The organism is Clostridium sp. C8 (genome assembly GCF_001010885.1).
GTDB lineage: Bacteria > Bacillota > Clostridia > Clostridiales > Clostridiaceae > Clostridium > Clostridium sartagoforme.
On sequence record NZ_LBMX01000049.1, the window covers coordinates 64,143 to 80,161 of the forward strand.

Here is a 16,019-nt window from a genome sequence, read left to right on the forward strand (position 1 = left end):
AGGTGAGCTATGGAAAGAATAATAACACCACAAGAAATCTTTGAAGATGGTAATGCTTTAAGTTTAAGACCTCAAAGTTTAGATGAGTATATAGGTCAAGATAAAGTAAAGGAAAGGTTAAGTATATTCATAAAAGCAGCCCAAAATAGAAGTGAAGCTTTAGATCATGTATTGCTTTATGGTCCACCAGGACTTGGGAAAACTACACTAGCTAATATAATAGCAAAAGAAATGAATGGAGAACTTAAGATAACTTCAGGTCCAGCGATAGAAAGAGCCGGAGATTTAGCTGCAATATTAACTACTCTTAAGGATAATGATGTTTTATTTATAGATGAAATTCATAGATTAAATAGAAATGTAGAAGAAATACTTTATCCGGCTATGGAGGATTATGTTCTTGATATTGTCATAGGAAAAGGAGCGGCAGCAAAATCTATAAGATTAGATTTGCCTAAATTTACTTTAATAGGAGCAACTACAAGAATAGGTATGTTAACAGCTCCACTAAGAGATAGATTTGGGGTTCTATGTGATATGCAATACTATACAGAAGAACAACTTAGAGAAATTATAATTAGATCTGCTTTCGTATTGAAATGTGATATAACAGAAGAAGGAGCATATGAGCTTGCCAGAAGGTCTAGAGGAACTCCAAGAATAGCCAATAGATTATTAAAAAGAGTCAGGGATTATGCAGAGGTCTATTCAGATTCTCTTATAAGTTATAAAGAAGCAAAGGCAGCGCTTGAACTGTTAGAAGTAGATGATAAGGGCTTTGATAGAGTTGATAATAAAATTTTAGAAGCAATAATAGATAATTTTAATGGAGGTCCTGTAGGTATAGAAACACTTTCGTATTTTATAGGAGAAGAGCTTGGAACTATAGAAGATGTTTATGAACCATATTTATTGCAAACAGGGTTCATAGTAAGAACTTCAAGAGGTAGAGTTGCGACAGAAAAAGCATACGAGCATTTAGGAAGAAGCAAGAAGATAAGAAAAGTAACTGGAGAACAACAAAAGTTATTTTAAAGATAATTTAATTCATAGATAAAATAGATTGGGAGAAGAAAAATGAAGGTAAGTGATTTTGATTTTTATTTACCAGAAGAATTAATTGCACAACATCCATTAGAAAAGAGAGATTCTTCTAGGTTAATGATTTTAGATAAAAAGACTGGAGTTATAAAGCACAAATATTTTCATGATGTAATAGAGTATTTAAATGAAGGCGATACTTTAGTTTTAAATAATACAAGAGTTATGCCTGCAAGATTGATAGGTGAAAAAGAAGAAACTGGTGGCAAGATAGAGTTTTTATTGCTAAAAAGAATTCAAGGAGATAAATGGGAATGCTTAGCTAAGCCCGGTAAAAGAGCAAAAATTGGTCAAAAATTTACTTTTGGTGAAGGTAAATTAACTTGTACTGTAATTGATATTGTGGAGGAAGGAAATAGAATAATAGAATTTTCTTATGACGGTATTTTTGAACAAGTGCTTGACGAATTAGGAGAAATGCCATTACCACCATATATTACAGAAAAACTTCAAGACAAAGAAAGATATCAAACAGTATATTCAAAAGAAAAAGGATCAGCAGCAGCACCAACAGCAGGATTACATTTTACAGAAGAATTATTACAACAAATTAGAGCTAAAGGGGTTAATATTGCTTACTTAACTCTTCATGTTGGACTTGGAACATTTAGACCTGTAAAAGTAGAAGATATAAATGAACATATAATGCATTCAGAATACTACGTGTTAGATAGAGAAAATGCAGATATTATAAACAAAACTAAAAAAAATGGGAATAAGATAATAGCTGTAGGAACTACTTCTACAAGAACCTTAGAAACAATTGGAGATGAAAATGGTTTTGTAAGAGAGCAAAGTGGCTGGACAGATATTTTTATCTATCCGGGATATAAATATAAAGTTATTGATGAGTTAATAACTAATTTTCATTTACCTGAATCTACTTTAATAATGTTAGTTTCAGCTTTAGCAGGTAAGGAAAATGTTATGAATGCATATAATGAGGCTGTTAAAGAAAATTATAGATTTTTCTCCTTTGGAGATTCTATGTTAATAAAAGAGTAAACGAAAAGAGGAAGTGAAATTTTGAGTAAGAAAAGATATACTTTACTAAAAAAGGATGGGGAAGCAAGAAGAGGAAGATTTGAAACTCCTCATGGAACTATAGAGACTCCTGTATTTATGAACGTTGGTACTTTAGCGGTTATAAAAGGTGCTGTATCAACAATGGATTTAAAAGAAATAGGATGTCAAGTAGAGCTATCTAATACATATCATTTACATTTAAGACCATCTGATAAGGTTGTAGCAAGTCTTGGAGGATTACATAATTTTATGAATTGGGATAGACCAATACTTACAGATTCAGGTGGTTTTCAAGTCTTTTCACTATCAGGAATGAGAAAGATAAAAGAAGAAGGAGTGTATTTCTCATCACATATAGATGGTAAAAAGATATTTATGGGACCAGAAGAATCAATGCAAATTCAAAGTAATTTAGCTTCAACTATAGCTATGGCTTTTGATGAGTGTATTCCAAACCCATCTACAAGAGACTATGTAGAAAAATCAGTAGCAAGAACAACAAGATGGCTTGAAAGATGTAAAAAGGAAATGGATAGATTAAATTCACTTCCGGAAACTATAAACAAAGAACAGATGTTATTTGGAATCAATCAAGGTGGATGTTACGAGGATATAAGAATTGAACATGCAAAGACTATAACAAAAATGGATTTAGATGGATATGCAATAGGCGGTTTGGCTGTTGGAGAAACACATGAAGAAATGTATAGAATAATAGATGCTGTTGTACCATACTTACCAGAGGATAAGCCTATATACTTAATGGGAGTTGGAACTCCAAGTAATATATTAGAAGCTGTCGACAGAGGCGTAGATTTCTTTGATTGTGTTCTTCCGGCAAGAAATGGTAGACATGGTCATGTTTTTACAAAAGAAGGTAAAATAAACTTAATGAACGCAAAATTTGAATTAGATACAAGACCAATAGATGAAGGCTGTCAATGTCCTGCTTGTAGAAGTTATACGAGGGCTTATATAAGACATCTATTTAAGGCTAAAGAAATGCTTGCTATGCGACTTTGTGTTCTACATAATCTTTATTTCTATAATAAACTTATGGAAGATATTAGATCTGCAATTGATGGAGGATACTTTAAGGAATTTAAAGATGAAAAATTAAAAGAATGGAATGGAAAAGCATAAATAATTAAATGTATGTTAACATAATTGACAGTAGAATATAAATGATATATAGTTTTTATTATGAATTAATAGTTATTTTATGAAGGGAATGAGGACTGTATGCAAATATTATCAATTGTATTGCCTTTCGCATTAATGTTTGGTATTATGTATTTTTTATTAATATTGCCAGAGAAAAAGAGAAATAAAAAATATAATGAAATGATATCATCTCTAGAGAAAAATGATGAAATAGTAACTAGAGGTGGAATTATGGGAAAAATAATAATAGTTGAAGAAAACTATGTTATTTTAGAAACTAGTGCTGAAAGAACTAAATTAAAAGTAACAAAAAATGGTATAGCAACAAAAATAAATAAAGAAACAGAATAAGAATAAAGCCCCCTAATACCTCATAAAATGAGTAGTAGGGGGTGAAATTTTTATGGATTGGACAAATTATTTTAAAAATGTGCTAAAGGGAGTTATTTGGGCACTTATGATTACATTCTTGGTAACAGCTATATTTTCTCTATTTATGAATAGAATTACATTAAGAGAAGGTATATTTAATGTAATTTATGTAGTCATATCGTGCTTAGCTTTAGTAGTAGGTTCTATAGTTGCAGTAAAAGCCCATGGGAATAAAGGATGGGTAGTTGGTTTAGCAGTAGGATGTATTTTTTACATAGCTCTATATATAATAGGAATTATATTCGGTGCAGAACCAACATTAGGAATGTATGACTTTATTAAATTTACTTTATGTGTTTTTATAGGATTACTGTCAGGAATGCTTGGAGTAAATCTATAAATGAGATTTTATGAATCAAAGTAATGAAAAGTGAAAAAGTGAAAGAGTTGATGTTTTTTAATTCTTTTATTTTTTCATTTTTCTTTATTAATTTTTAATAAGATTTACTAATATAAAACTAATAAAACTTAATTATTAATTGAATAAAGCCACTTGTAATTTATGTATAATGAATTTAATTAATCATAAAATAAGTTAAAATTAAAAATATTATAAAAACAAGGTCTTGTATTGGTAATAATATACAAGATTCTTAAAAAGTAGTTGATATTACTTAACATAAGTAATATAATTTAAATGAAAACGTACCAGAGGGGGAAGAACATGAAAGCGAGAAGCAAAAGTAAGAGTAAAAGTTCAATATTGTTTATACTCTGTGTCATTGCTATTTTCTCATTAGCATTTACAGGTTTTAAAGGGTTTAAAATAGCAGGGTGGGAGATTAAGTCCATTGGTGAAGCTATAACTAAAGGTTTAGATCTTCAAGGTGGAGTTTCAGTCCTGATGGAAATACAAGAAGACGATGTGCCATCAGATGTTCGTCAAAGAACTAAGCAATTATTAGAATTAAGAGTTAATAAAATTGGAGTATCAGAAACAGTTGTTACAGAAGAAGGAGAAAAAAGAATAAGGGTGGATATACCAGGAGCATATAATTCAAGTGAAATAGTTGATGGATTAAGTAAAACTGGTAACTTAGAATTTAAAGACTCCGAAGGAAATATTGTTTTAACAGGAAAAGACGTTAAGGAAGCAACAGCTGTACTAGATAGTACATCAAGTCCAGTAGTATCATTAGAGCTTAATGAGGAAGGGCAAACAAAGTTTGCGGAAGCAACGGCTAATAATATAGGAAAAACTATAAGTATATCAATGGATGATGAAGTAGTTTCACAACCAGTAGTTCAAAATGCAATTACAGATGGAAAAGCTGTGATTAATGGTATGTCATCAATGGAAGAAGCAACTAAGCTATCAGGGATAATAAGCTCAGGAGCTTTACCAGTTACAGTTAAGGCTGTATCAGTTAAAAATGTAGGTGCACAGTTAGGAGCAGAAGCGCTTCCTAATGCGGTTAAGGCTGGAGTAATAGGAATATCCTTAGTGTTTATTTTTATGATTTTATATTATAGATTACCTGGATTATTTGCAAGTATAGCATTAACGTTATATATAACTTTAGTACTTATAGTATTTGTGGAAATGAAGGCGGCATTGACGTTGCCAGGAATTGCAGCATTTTTATTAACTATAGGAATGGCTGTAGATGCTAATGTACTAATTTTTGAAAGAATTAGAGAAGAACTTTCAATTGGTATTCCAATTAAAAGTGCAATAAAAAAAGGTTTTGAAAATGCAATGTCATCAATTGTAGACTCAAATTCAACAACATTTATTGCAGCACTTATATTATATTTTATAGGCTCAGGAGCAGTAAAAGGGTTTGCTGTAACACTTATGATAGGAATAATTTTAAGTTTATTTACAGCGCTAATAGTAACAAAAATATTAATAAATTTAGCTGTTGATATGGGGCTTTTAAAAAGTCTAGGACAATTTAGAGTAAAGAGGGGGGCTGAAAATGCTTAAAGTTATAGAAAAAACTAAGCTTTGGTTCACCTTATCTACAATAATTATAGTTGTAGGATTAGGATTTATTATTGTAAGAGGGCTTAACTTTGGTATAGATTTTAGAGGCGGAACTAATGTTGTAGTTGAATTAGGAGAAAATTTTAATAAGCCAGAAGCAGATGAAATAGTTAAAGATATAGTTCCAGATGCAGTAACTAATGAAATTGATAATACACAATATGAAATAAAGGCAAAAGATTTAGATAGTACTAAAGTCTCAGAAGTTTTTAAAGCACTGCAAGAAAAATATACTTTAGAAGATAGTGCCTTAATATCACAAGATGAAATAGGAGCTTCTGTAGGAAAAGAGCTTACTAAAAATTCTATAGTTGCTTTACTGGTTGCTTGTGTGGCTATGCTTGTGTACATAGCATTTAGATTTGAAATGAATTATGGAATAGCTTCAGTAATAGCATTGTTACATGATGTATTAATAACAATTAGTGTTTATGCTATATTTGATATACCAGTTAATACACCATTTATTGCAGCAATATTAACGATTGTAGGATATTCTATAAATGATACTATAGTAATATTTGATAGAATTAGAGAAAACTTAAAGAATATGAGAAGGGTGTCATCTACAGAAGTAGCTAATAAAAGTATAACTCAAACTATGTCTAGATCAATAAATACAACATTGACTACTTTAATAACAATAATAGCTGTAAATATTTTTGTACCAACAGTTAGAGAATTTTCATTCCCATTAATTATAGGAATAGCTGCAGGCGCCTATTCTTCTATATTTATAGCTTCACCAGTATGGGTTATGTTAAAAGACAAGAAAGTTAAAAAAAGTAAAGCGGAAATAGCTTAATCTTTATAAAGATAACAAAAAGTTAAACCTCCGAAATATTTTGGAGGTTTATTATTTTTTTCTTAGAAAACATTTGTAATATTGGAGATTTTACATTATAATATATGTGTTTTCTTAAGTTTTATGGAGGAGTTTATAATGCGTAAGTTTTGGGAGAGTATTTATAGTCCAAATTATATTACTGGATATAATCCCTTTATACTTAAAAATATGAATAAAGCTATTGAGCATATGGTAGAGGCTATAAATAATAGAAAGAAGATAGTTATTTATGGAATACCTAATGTAGATGGATTATGTGCTATAGCATCTTTAAGTTTAGTATTAAAATATTTAAATGCAGATATAGAATATATAATTCATGACGAAGATTCTAGTTTAGGAATTACCTCAGAAGATATAATTGATAATGTCAGTTTTCTAGGAGGGCAGCTTTTAATAACATTAGGTATAGATTTAAGCTCAGAAAAGGAAGAAAAGCTTTGTAGGGATCTTGGGATAGATTTGATAGTTTTGGAAAATAAAGAAGTTAACGTTGAAAGAAATTACATATACATAAATCCAAATCAAAAAGGTTGCCAGTATAGGTATAAAAATTTATCTATTAGTGGTTTGACCTTTAAATTGATGCAAGCAATTGCAATATACTATAACATAAAAAGTATAAATAAGTATTTAGATTTAATACTTATAGGCGAACAATGGGCAGAAGTACCCTTAAAAGGTGAAAATGGTGTGATTTTAAAAGAAGGTAGAAAATTTTTAATTAATACTAATAATTATGGATTAAGAGCGGTTATGGATCACTATAATATAGTGGAAATGGATGAGGAGTGCATATTAAAAATAATAGAAGTTATTACTCCTACAATAAATGTAGTTAGAATGATGGATAATGCACGTATAATTATAGAACTTTTAACCACCAATAAAAAAGATAGAGCAGAACAAATAACTAAATATTTAAATAAATCTAGGATAACTATATAATTAATTTAATAAATACTGTAGTATAATATTTGTATAGTTTATAATTTTAGTAATGGAGGATTTATCATGGATCTAAAAGAAAGAATAAGAGTAATTGAAAATTTCCCAAAGGAAGGAATAAGCTTTAAAGATATAACAACTGTTATTGGAGATGGCGAGGCATTAAAGTACTCAATTGATAAAATGGTGGAGCATTTAAAAGATAAGAATATCGATTTAATAGTTGGACCAGAAGCAAGAGGATTTATTTATGGAGTACCTGTTGCATATGCTATGGGGATAGGATTTGTTCCAGTAAGAAAACCAGGGAAATTACCAGGAGAAACAGTATCAATAACTTATGATTTAGAATATGGTAGTGATACATTACAAATACACAAAGATGCTATAAAAAAAGGACAAAGAGTTGCTATAGTTGATGATTTGTTAGCTACAGGTGGTACTATTGATGCAGTAGCAAAACTTGTAGAAATGGCTGGTGGAGAAGTAATATGTTTAGATTTTGCTATTGAACTTACAGGTTTAAGAGGAAGAGATAAACTTGAAAAATATGAAGTTATGTCATTAGTTGATTATGAGTTCTAATATTGTTGAAATATGAAATTAAATATTATATAATAAAAGAAAATGGCTGGTTGTTAAAACCAGCCAATTATTTTAGACTTAATCGAAGGAGATTACCCATATGTATGAAAGCCTATTACAAAAAATAAATGAAAATTGTAATAACATAGATACAGACATAGTAAAAAAAGCACATGATTTAGCATGTGATGCTCATAAAAACCAAAAAAGAGAATCAGGTGAGCCGTATATAACTCATCCTATAGATGTAGCTGAAATATTAGCTGAGATGGGTATGGACACAAGTACAATAGTAGCAGGGCTCTTGCATGACGTTATAGAAGATACGGATTATACATATGATGATATAAAAAATATTTTTAATGAAGAAATTGCATACTTGGTTCAAGGAGTTACAAAGCTTGGTAAAATAGAATATAAGACAAAAGAAGAGCAGCAAGCTGATAATGTTAGAAAAATGCTTTTAGCTATGGCAAAAGATATTAGGGTAATAATTATAAAGCTAGCTGACAGACTACATAACCTTAGAACTTTAAAATACATGCCAAAGGAAAAACAAAAACAAAAGGCAAAAGAAACTTTAGATATTTACGCTCCACTTGCTCATAGGTTAGGTATATCCAAGATTAAGTGGGAACTTGAAGATTTAGCTTTTAGATATCTACATGAAGAAGAATATTATGATTTAGTAAAGCAAATAGCAGAAAAAAGAGTAGAAAGAGAAACTTATATTTCGGAAATAATAGAAGATTTACATAATAAATTAGAGGAATCTGAAATAGATTCTGATATAGACGGAAGGCCAAAACATTTTTATAGTATATATAAAAAAATGGTTAATAAAAATAAAAGTATAGAACAAATATTTGATTTAACAGCAATAAGAATTTTAGTAAACACAGTTAAAGATTGTTATGGAGTACTTGGGATAGTTCATACAATATATAAACCTATTCCAGGAAGGTTTAAAGACTATATAGCCATGCCTAAACCTAATATGTATCAATCACTACATACTACCGTGATAGGACCTCAAGGTAAAACTTTTGAAATACAAATTAGAACCTTTGAGATGCATAAAACTGCGGAATATGGTATAGCAGCGCATTGGAAATACAAGGAAGGGGATACGCAGGAAGATAAAGAAAAGTCCTTTGAAAATAAACTTGCTTGGCTTAGAGATATGCTTGAATGGCAAAAAGAAACTTCCGATGCTGAAGAATTTATAGAAGGATTTAAGATAGATTTATTTACAGATGAAATATTTGTATTTACCCCTAAGGGAGTTGTAATAAATCTACCAAGTAAAGCAACTCCAATAGATTTTGCTTATAGAATACATACAGATATAGGAAATAGATGTGTTGGGGCAAAAGTCAACGGAAAAATAGTACCACTTGATTATAGCTTAAAAACTGGTGAAATTGTAGAAGTATTAACATCTAAAAATGCTAAAGGTCCTAATATGGATTGGTTAAGCATGGCAAAGAGTAATCAGGCTAAAAGTAAAATAAGACAATGGTTTAAGAAAATTAAAAAGGAAGAAAATATAGATAAAGGAAAAGAAATCTTTGAAAAAGAACTAAAGAAACAAGGAGTAATTTATTCGGAAATTGCAAAAGGAGAAGCATATGATAAATTAGTTAAAAGATATAATATTCATAGCATGGAAGACTTATATGCTGCAATAGGAGTAGGTCAAATCGCAGCATCATCTTATATATCTAAATTAAAAGAAGAAAATATAGTTGAAAAGCAAAGTATAGAAACTGTAAATAAATCAATTGATGATCATATAACTAAGGCTGAGAAATCAAACAATAACAGAAAATCAACTTCAAATGATTATGGAGTAACAGTTAAGGGTGTAAATAACCTTATGGTTAGATTTGCAAAGTGCTGTAACCCTGTTCCAGGAGATGAGATACTTGGATATATAACAAAAGGAAGAGGTATTTCAGTTCATAGAACTGATTGTAGTAACTTAAAAGCATTAATAGACTATGATGATGGAAAAGTTGTAGAAGTTTCATGGGGAGCTTCAAAAGGAACTGCATATGTAGCTGAAATGCAAGTTAGAGCAGAAGATAGAATAGGTATATTATCAGATATAATGACAATAATAACTGAAGCTAAATTACCTCTTAATGCATTAAATGCAAAATCATCAAAAGGGAATATAGCTGTAATAAATATAAAGGTAAAAATAGATTCTATTGAGCAGCTAAAAGAGCTTATGAGAAAAATAAGAAGACTAAAAGGTGTAATGGATGTATATAGAATGAATAACTAGAGAGGTAAGTATATGAGAGCAGTAGTTCAGAGAGTAGCATCATCTAAAGTTATAGTTGATGAAAAGATAATTGGGTCAATTAATAAGGGACTTAATATACTAATAGGTATATCCAAGGAAGATACTGAAGAGGATTTACTATATATTAAAGAAAAAGTAATTAACTTAAGAATATTTGAAGATGAAGCTGATAAAATGAACTTATCACTTTTGGATGTAAAAGGTGAAATTTTAGTAATTTCTCAATTTACCCTTTATGGGGATTGTAGAAAAGGTAGAAGACCCAATTTCATGGAAGCAGAAGGTGGAGAAAAAGCAAAAGTTTTATATAAAAGGTTTGTTGAATTATTAAGAGAATCAAATTTGAAAGTTGAAACTGGTGAATTTGGTGCCCATATGAAAGTAGATATTCAAAATGATGGACCTGTGACTTTGATGTTAGATAGCAAGAAGAACTTTTAAAAGGAGGATAACTATGATAGTAAAAACATATCCGCTTGGATCATTGCAAACAAATTGTTATTTAGTTATAGATGAAAAAACAAATAAAGCAGCCGTAATAGACCCAGGTGCAGAAGCAAGTTATTTAATTAAAGAAATTGAAACTTTAGGAGTTGAAATAGGAGTTATTCTTTTAACTCATTGTCATTTTGATCACAATGGAGCTGTAGAAGAACTAAAAGATAAATATAAAGTAGATGTTTATCTTAATAAAGCAGACGAAGAGTATATGGAGATGGATTCTTCAGGGATTTTTGGTAGATTACCAAAGATATATAAATATATAAATGAAGGTGATGAAATAAAAGTTGGAGAATTAGCATTTAAAGTACTATTCACACCAGGACACACAAAAGGTGGAACTTGCTACTTAGTAGAGAATAAAGTATTTACTGGAGACACTTTATTCAATGGTTCAATAGGTAGAACAGACTTCTTAGGTGGCAGTTATAATGAGCTTATAGAAAGTATAGAAACTAAGCTTATGGTACTTGATAATGACGTAGAAGTTTACCCAGGACATGGACCAAAATCTACTATTATATTTGAAAGGATGAGAAATCCCTTCCTAGCATAAGAGGAGAATAAATGGAATTAAAGATTAAGTTAAATAATTTAAAGTATAGATATGACATATATCAAATGTTTAATATATATTATGCACTTGACGAAATTAAGTTTGAAGAAGATGGTAACTATATAATAAATATAGAAGAAGATAAAATATCATTTTCATTTAATGAATTTTATAGAGAATGTAAAGTTTCAGAAAATATAAAAGAAGATATTAAGAGATTAATTTTCTCTTCATTAAAAGAAATAACGTGCGATTATTATCCGTGGGGAATACTTGTAGGAATAAGACCTTCCAAAATAGCTTTAAAGTATTTAGAAGAAGGAAAAAGTGAAGACGAAATAATAGATTTATTTGCAAAGAAACATTTAGCTTCTGAAGAAAAAGCTAAGCTTTGCATAAAAGTAGCTAAAAAGGAACAGGAGCTTGTGAATAAAGATGAAAAGAGTATTGCAATTTATATTGGAATGGCATTTTGTCCAACAAGATGTTTTTATTGTTCATTTACAGCTAATCCTATAGGTAGTAATAAAAAATTAGTTAATCCTTATTTAGAAGCGTTAGCATACGAAATAAGAGAAATGAAAAAGTATGTTAATGAGAGAAATCTAAAAATAGAAAGTGTTTATTTTGGCGGGGGGACTCCAACAGCAGTAAATAATGAAGAGTTTGAAGATATTATGAAAGAAATTTATAATGCTTTCGTATTAGATAAAGACATACTTGAGTTTACTGTAGAATGTGGAAGACCAGATAGTATAACTTTAGAAAAGCTTCAAACTATGAAAAAATATAATACTACTAGAATAAGTATTAATCCTCAAACAATGAATGATGACACATTAAAAATGATTGGTAGAGGACATACATCAAAAGATGTTATAGATAAATTTAATTTAGCTAGAAATTTAGGCTTTGATGATATAAATATGGATATGATAATAGGATTACCTGGTGAAGGGATAAAAGAAGCAGAATATACTGCAAATGAAATCTTAAAACTAAGACCAGATAGTTTAACTGTCCATGGATTATCTTTAAAAAGAGCATCTATTCTTTATGAAAATTTCATTTTAAAGAAAGGTATACAAATAAAGAAGCAAGATGAACTTTCATCAATGTATGAAATAAGTAGAAATTTAGCTAAAAGTTTAAATATAGAGCCGTATTATATGTATAGACAAAAAAATATGGTTGGCAATATGGAGAATTTGGGCTATTCTAAAGAAGGCAAAGAATGCTTATATAACATACAAATGATAGAAGATAAGCAAACTATAATAGCTTTAGGGGCAGATGCCGTATCAAAAGTAGTCTTTCTAGAAGAAAATAGAATTGAAAGATTTGGAAATGTTAAAGATATTAGAGAGTACACAAGTAGAATTAAGGAAATGGTAGAGGAAAAGATAAAACTTTTAGATGAACTTTACCTTAAATAGGAGGAGATATTTTATGGAAATCCAAGCACCTAAGGGTACGAAGGATATGCTACCTCAAGATGCATATAAATGGCATTATGTAGAGGGGGTTTTAAGAGATGTTTCAAAATCATATGGGGTAAGAGAAATAAGAACTCCAATGTTTGAACATACAGAATTATTTTTAAGAGGTGTTGGAGAAACAACTGATATAGTGCAAAAAGAAATGTATACTTTCAATGATAAAGGTGATAGAAGTATTACTTTAAAACCAGAAGGTACAGCACCAACAGTAAGAGCTTTCATAGAAAATAGATTATTTAATGAAGCTCAGCCAACAAAGTTATACTACATAATACCTTGTTTCAGATATGAAAATGTTCAAAAAGGAAGACTTAGACAATTCCATCAATATGGAGTTGAAGTTTTTGGTTCAAAAGAAGCTTCAATTGATGCTGAAGTAATTTCATTAGCTATGGAATCATTAAAAAAATTAGGGCTTAAAAGTTTAAGTTTAAATATAAACAACTTAGGATGTCCTAAATGTAGACCTAAATATAATGAAGCACTTAAAAGATATCTTGAAGAAAATTATGATAATCTTTGTGGAATTTGTAAAACTAGATTTGAAAAAAATCCAATGAGAATTCTTGATTGCAAAGAAAAAAGTTGTAATGAAATAACTAAGCATGCTCCAATTATATTAGATTATATATGTGAAGAGTGTGATTCTCACTTTACTGAAGTTAAAAATTATTTAGATGCTTTAAAAATACAATATAAAGTAGATCCAGGTATAGTTAGAGGATTAGATTATTATACAAAGACTATATTTGAAATATTAAATGATGATTTTACAGTTTGTGGCGGCGGAAGATACGATAAGCTTATAGAAGAAATTGGTGGACCAGAAATGCCAGCTGTAGGATTTGGATTAGGTTTAGAAAGACTTATAATGACTTTAGAAAAAGAAGGTATAGAAATTCCAAATGAAGGATTAGTTGATCTTTATATAGGTGCTAGAGGGGAAGCAGCTAAGACAAGTGCTTTTGTATTAGCTAATAAACTTAGAGCTATTGGTATAAAGACAGAAATAAATCATATGGGAAGAAGTATAAAGGCAGAAATGAAATATGCAAATAAGATAGGTTCAGCCTTTACTACAATTTTAGGTGATGACGAGCTTCAAAATAAGACACTAAAGCTTAAAAGAATGAGTGATGGTGAGCAATTTGAAGTGAGTTTAGATAATATAGAAGAAATAGCAAAACTTGTAAAATAGTTAGGAGGAAGAAAAAATGGGTGAAGCTTTAGGTGGCTTAAAAAGAACCCTAATGTGTGGAGAAGTTAGAGAAAATAACGTATCACAAAAAATCACATTAATGGGTTGGGTGCAAAGAAATAGAAAATTAGGAGGTCTACAATTTATTGACCTTAGAGATAGAACAGGAATAATGCAAATAGTATTTGGTGAAGCAATAAATGCTGAGGCTTTTGAAAAAGCTAAAGATGTTAGACCTGAATATTGTATAGCAGTTACTGGTGAAGTAGTTTTAAGAGAAGCTCCTAATCATAATATGCCAACAGGATTAGTAGAGCTTAAATGTGAGAGTCTAAAAATTCTTTCAGAGTCAGATACACCTCCAATATATATAAAAGAAGGACTAGATGCTGCTGAAAGTATAAGATTAAAATATAGATATTTAGATCTTAGAAGACCAGATATGCAAAGAATATTTATGATTAGAAATAGAATTTCTAAATCAGTTCGTGACTACTTGGATGAAAACAACTTCTTAGAAGTAGAAACTCCAATGCTTACAAAGAGTACTCCAGAAGGAGCTAGAGATTATCTTGTACCTTCTAGAAATTATCCTGGAATGTTCTATGCCCTTCCACAATCACCACAAATTTTTAAACAACTATTAATGGTTTCTGGATTTGATAGATATTATCAAATAGTTAAATGTTTTAGAGATGAAGATTTAAGAGCAAATAGACAGCCAGAATTTACTCAGATTGATTTAGAAATGAGTTTTGTTGAACAAGAAGATGTTATTAAAATGAATGAAGGTTTAATAGCTCATGTATTTAAGGAAGTAGCAGGAGTTGATGTTAAGTTACCAATAAAAAGAATGACATTTAAAGATGCTATGGAAAAATACGGTTCAGATAAACCAGATTTAAGATTTGGAATGGAAATTACTGATATTACAGAAGATGTAAAGGATATGGATTTTGTAGTGTTTAAATCAGCAATAGAAGTTGGCGGATCAGTAAGAGCACTTTGCTTAAAAGGTGGAGCAGAGCTTGGAAGAAAGCCAATAGATAAGTTAAGTGAATTTGTTAAGACATATAAGGCTAAAGGTCTTGCGTGGATCCAATTAAAAGAAGATGGAGTTAAGTCTTCTATTTCTAAGTTCTTAACTGACGATGTTACAAACTCAATAGTTAAAACTATGGGAGCAGAAGTTGGAGATGCTATATTTATAGTTGCTGATAAGAATTCAGTGGTATTCCAAAGTTTAGGAGCATTAAGATTAGAGCTTGCTAAGCAATTTGACTTAATAAAAGATAAGAATGAATTTAATTTTACTTGGATTACAGAATTCCCATTATTTGAATATGATGAAGAAGAAGAAAGATATCATGCAGCGCATCATCCATTTACATCACCTATGGATGAGGATTTAAATATGTTAGAAACAAATCCAGGAGAAGTAAGATCAAAGGCATATGATTTAGTTTTAAATGGTGAAGAATTAGGTGGAGGATCTATAAGAATACATGATTCAAAGCTTCAACAAAAAATGTTCAAAGCATTAGGATTTACAGAAGAATCAGCGCAAGAAAGATTCGGTTTCTTAATAGATGCATTTAAATTTGGCCCACCACCACATGGAGGTTTAGCTTTTGGACTTGATAGAATGGTAATGTTCTTAGCTGGAACAGAAAATATAAAAGATGTTATTGCATTCCCTAAAAATCAAAATGCTTATTGTTATTTAAGTGAAGCACCTAACATAGCAGATGAAAAGCAATTACAAGAGCTAGGTATTTCAATAAATATAAAATAAAAGTAATTAAAGGTCATAAGAATATGGAAGAATAAAAAACTGATTTGCTAAGCAAATCAGTTT

15 protein-coding genes are annotated in these 16,019 nt (G+C 29.8%); all 15 read left to right on the forward strand.

Annotation, left to right across the window (positions count from 1 at the left end; all coding sequences use genetic code 11):
• The first annotated feature begins 9 nt into the window (after positions 1–9).
• On the forward strand, positions 10–1,035 hold the full coding sequence (ruvB, locus tag AAT22_RS07935) for a Holliday junction branch migration DNA helicase RuvB (protein ID WP_047000821.1): 1,026 nt from the start codon (positions 10–12) through the stop codon (positions 1,033–1,035).
• Positions 1,036–1,077: 42 nt separating this feature from the next.
• Positions 1,078–2,106 carry a tRNA preQ1(34) S-adenosylmethionine ribosyltransferase-isomerase QueA gene (gene queA / locus AAT22_RS07940; protein WP_047000822.1) on the forward strand — a complete coding sequence of 343 codons (1,029 nt, stop codon included), beginning with the start codon at positions 1,078–1,080 and terminating at the stop codon, positions 2,104–2,106.
• 21 nt (positions 2,107–2,127) lie between these two features.
• Entirely contained in the window at positions 2,128–3,270 is a 1,143-nt protein-coding gene (tgt, locus tag AAT22_RS07945; protein WP_047000823.1) for a tRNA guanosine(34) transglycosylase Tgt, read from the forward strand.
• A 99-nt stretch (positions 3,271–3,369) separates the two neighbouring features.
• Positions 3,370–3,642, forward strand: coding sequence for a preprotein translocase subunit YajC (gene yajC, locus AAT22_RS07950; RefSeq protein ID WP_047000824.1), 273 nt, complete (start codon positions 3,370–3,372; stop codon positions 3,640–3,642).
• A gap of 52 nt (positions 3,643–3,694) precedes the next feature.
• Positions 3,695–4,063, forward strand: coding sequence for a TIGR04086 family membrane protein (locus AAT22_RS07955; RefSeq protein WP_047000825.1), 369 nt, complete (start codon positions 3,695–3,697; stop codon positions 4,061–4,063).
• A gap of 324 nt (positions 4,064–4,387) precedes the next feature.
• Positions 4,388–5,653, forward strand: a complete 1,266-nt coding sequence (secD, locus tag AAT22_RS07960; RefSeq protein ID WP_047000826.1) for a protein translocase subunit SecD — start codon at positions 4,388–4,390, stop codon at positions 5,651–5,653.
• Positions 5,646–6,518 carry a protein translocase subunit SecF gene (gene secF / locus AAT22_RS07965; RefSeq protein WP_016208402.1) on the forward strand — a complete coding sequence of 291 codons (873 nt, stop codon included), beginning with the start codon at positions 5,646–5,648 and terminating at the stop codon, positions 6,516–6,518. The genes secD and secF overlap by 8 nt, the downstream gene beginning before the upstream one ends.
• Before the next feature lie 138 nt (positions 6,519–6,656).
• Positions 6,657–7,508 (forward strand): DHH family phosphoesterase, encoded by an 852-nt coding sequence (locus AAT22_RS07970; RefSeq protein WP_016208401.1) that lies wholly within the window; start codon positions 6,657–6,659, stop codon positions 7,506–7,508.
• 66 nt (positions 7,509–7,574) lie between these two features.
• The gene (locus AAT22_RS07975) at positions 7,575–8,093 is read left to right on the forward strand and encodes an adenine phosphoribosyltransferase (protein WP_016208400.1); all 519 of its coding nucleotides are present in this window, start codon (positions 7,575–7,577) and stop codon (positions 8,091–8,093) included.
• Positions 8,094–8,193: 100 nt separating this feature from the next.
• A complete protein-coding gene (locus AAT22_RS07980) occupies positions 8,194–10,386 on the forward strand; it encodes a bifunctional (p)ppGpp synthetase/guanosine-3',5'-bis(diphosphate) 3'-pyrophosphohydrolase (RefSeq protein ID WP_016208399.1) in 2,193 nt (730 codons plus the stop codon).
• A 12-nt stretch (positions 10,387–10,398) separates the two neighbouring features.
• Positions 10,399–10,848, forward strand: coding sequence for a D-aminoacyl-tRNA deacylase (gene dtd / locus AAT22_RS07985; protein WP_016208398.1), 450 nt, complete (start codon positions 10,399–10,401; stop codon positions 10,846–10,848).
• 13 nt (positions 10,849–10,861) lie between these two features.
• Entirely contained in the window at positions 10,862–11,464 is a 603-nt protein-coding gene (locus AAT22_RS07990) for an MBL fold metallo-hydrolase (protein ID WP_047000827.1), read from the forward strand.
• 11 nt (positions 11,465–11,475) lie between these two features.
• Entirely contained in the window at positions 11,476–12,900 is a 1,425-nt protein-coding gene (locus AAT22_RS07995) for a coproporphyrinogen III oxidase (protein ID WP_047000828.1), read from the forward strand.
• Between the two features lie 13 nt (positions 12,901–12,913).
• Positions 12,914–14,161, forward strand: a complete 1,248-nt coding sequence (gene hisS / locus AAT22_RS08000; protein ID WP_047000829.1) for a histidine--tRNA ligase — start codon at positions 12,914–12,916, stop codon at positions 14,159–14,161.
• Positions 14,162–14,177: 16 nt separating this feature from the next.
• On the forward strand, positions 14,178–15,956 hold the full coding sequence (gene aspS / locus AAT22_RS08005) for an aspartate--tRNA ligase (RefSeq protein ID WP_047000830.1): 1,779 nt from the start codon (positions 14,178–14,180) through the stop codon (positions 15,954–15,956).
• Positions 15,957–16,019: the final 63 nt, after the last annotated feature.

What these genes read in the sequence shown, in the direction of transcription:
- dtd (WP_016208398.1), top strand. Translation starts at nt 10,399, where the DNA reads ATGAGAGCAGTAGTTCAGAGAGTAGCATCATCTAAAGTTATAGTTGAT.
- AAT22_RS07955 (WP_047000825.1), top strand. Translation starts at nt 3,695, where the DNA reads ATGGATTGGACAAATTATTTTAAAAATGTGCTAAAGGGAGTTATTTGG.
- aspS (WP_047000830.1), top strand. Translation starts at nt 14,178, where the DNA reads ATGGGTGAAGCTTTAGGTGGCTTAAAAAGAACCCTAATGTGTGGAGAA.
- AAT22_RS07975 (WP_016208400.1), top strand. Translation starts at nt 7,575, where the DNA reads ATGGATCTAAAAGAAAGAATAAGAGTAATTGAAAATTTCCCAAAGGAA.
- AAT22_RS07970 (WP_016208401.1), top strand. Translation starts at nt 6,657, where the DNA reads ATGCGTAAGTTTTGGGAGAGTATTTATAGTCCAAATTATATTACTGGA.
- AAT22_RS07995 (WP_047000828.1), top strand. Translation starts at nt 11,476, where the DNA reads ATGGAATTAAAGATTAAGTTAAATAATTTAAAGTATAGATATGACATA.
- secD (WP_047000826.1), top strand. Translation starts at nt 4,388, where the DNA reads ATGAAAGCGAGAAGCAAAAGTAAGAGTAAAAGTTCAATATTGTTTATA.
- hisS (WP_047000829.1), top strand. Translation starts at nt 12,914, where the DNA reads ATGGAAATCCAAGCACCTAAGGGTACGAAGGATATGCTACCTCAAGAT.
- AAT22_RS07990 (WP_047000827.1), top strand. Translation starts at nt 10,862, where the DNA reads ATGATAGTAAAAACATATCCGCTTGGATCATTGCAAACAAATTGTTAT.
- yajC (WP_047000824.1), top strand. Translation starts at nt 3,370, where the DNA reads ATGCAAATATTATCAATTGTATTGCCTTTCGCATTAATGTTTGGTATT.
- secF (WP_016208402.1), top strand. Translation starts at nt 5,646, where the DNA reads ATGCTTAAAGTTATAGAAAAAACTAAGCTTTGGTTCACCTTATCTACA.
- ruvB (WP_047000821.1), top strand. Translation starts at nt 10, where the DNA reads ATGGAAAGAATAATAACACCACAAGAAATCTTTGAAGATGGTAATGCT.
- AAT22_RS07980 (WP_016208399.1), top strand. Translation starts at nt 8,194, where the DNA reads ATGTATGAAAGCCTATTACAAAAAATAAATGAAAATTGTAATAACATA.
- queA (WP_047000822.1), top strand. Translation starts at nt 1,078, where the DNA reads ATGAAGGTAAGTGATTTTGATTTTTATTTACCAGAAGAATTAATTGCA.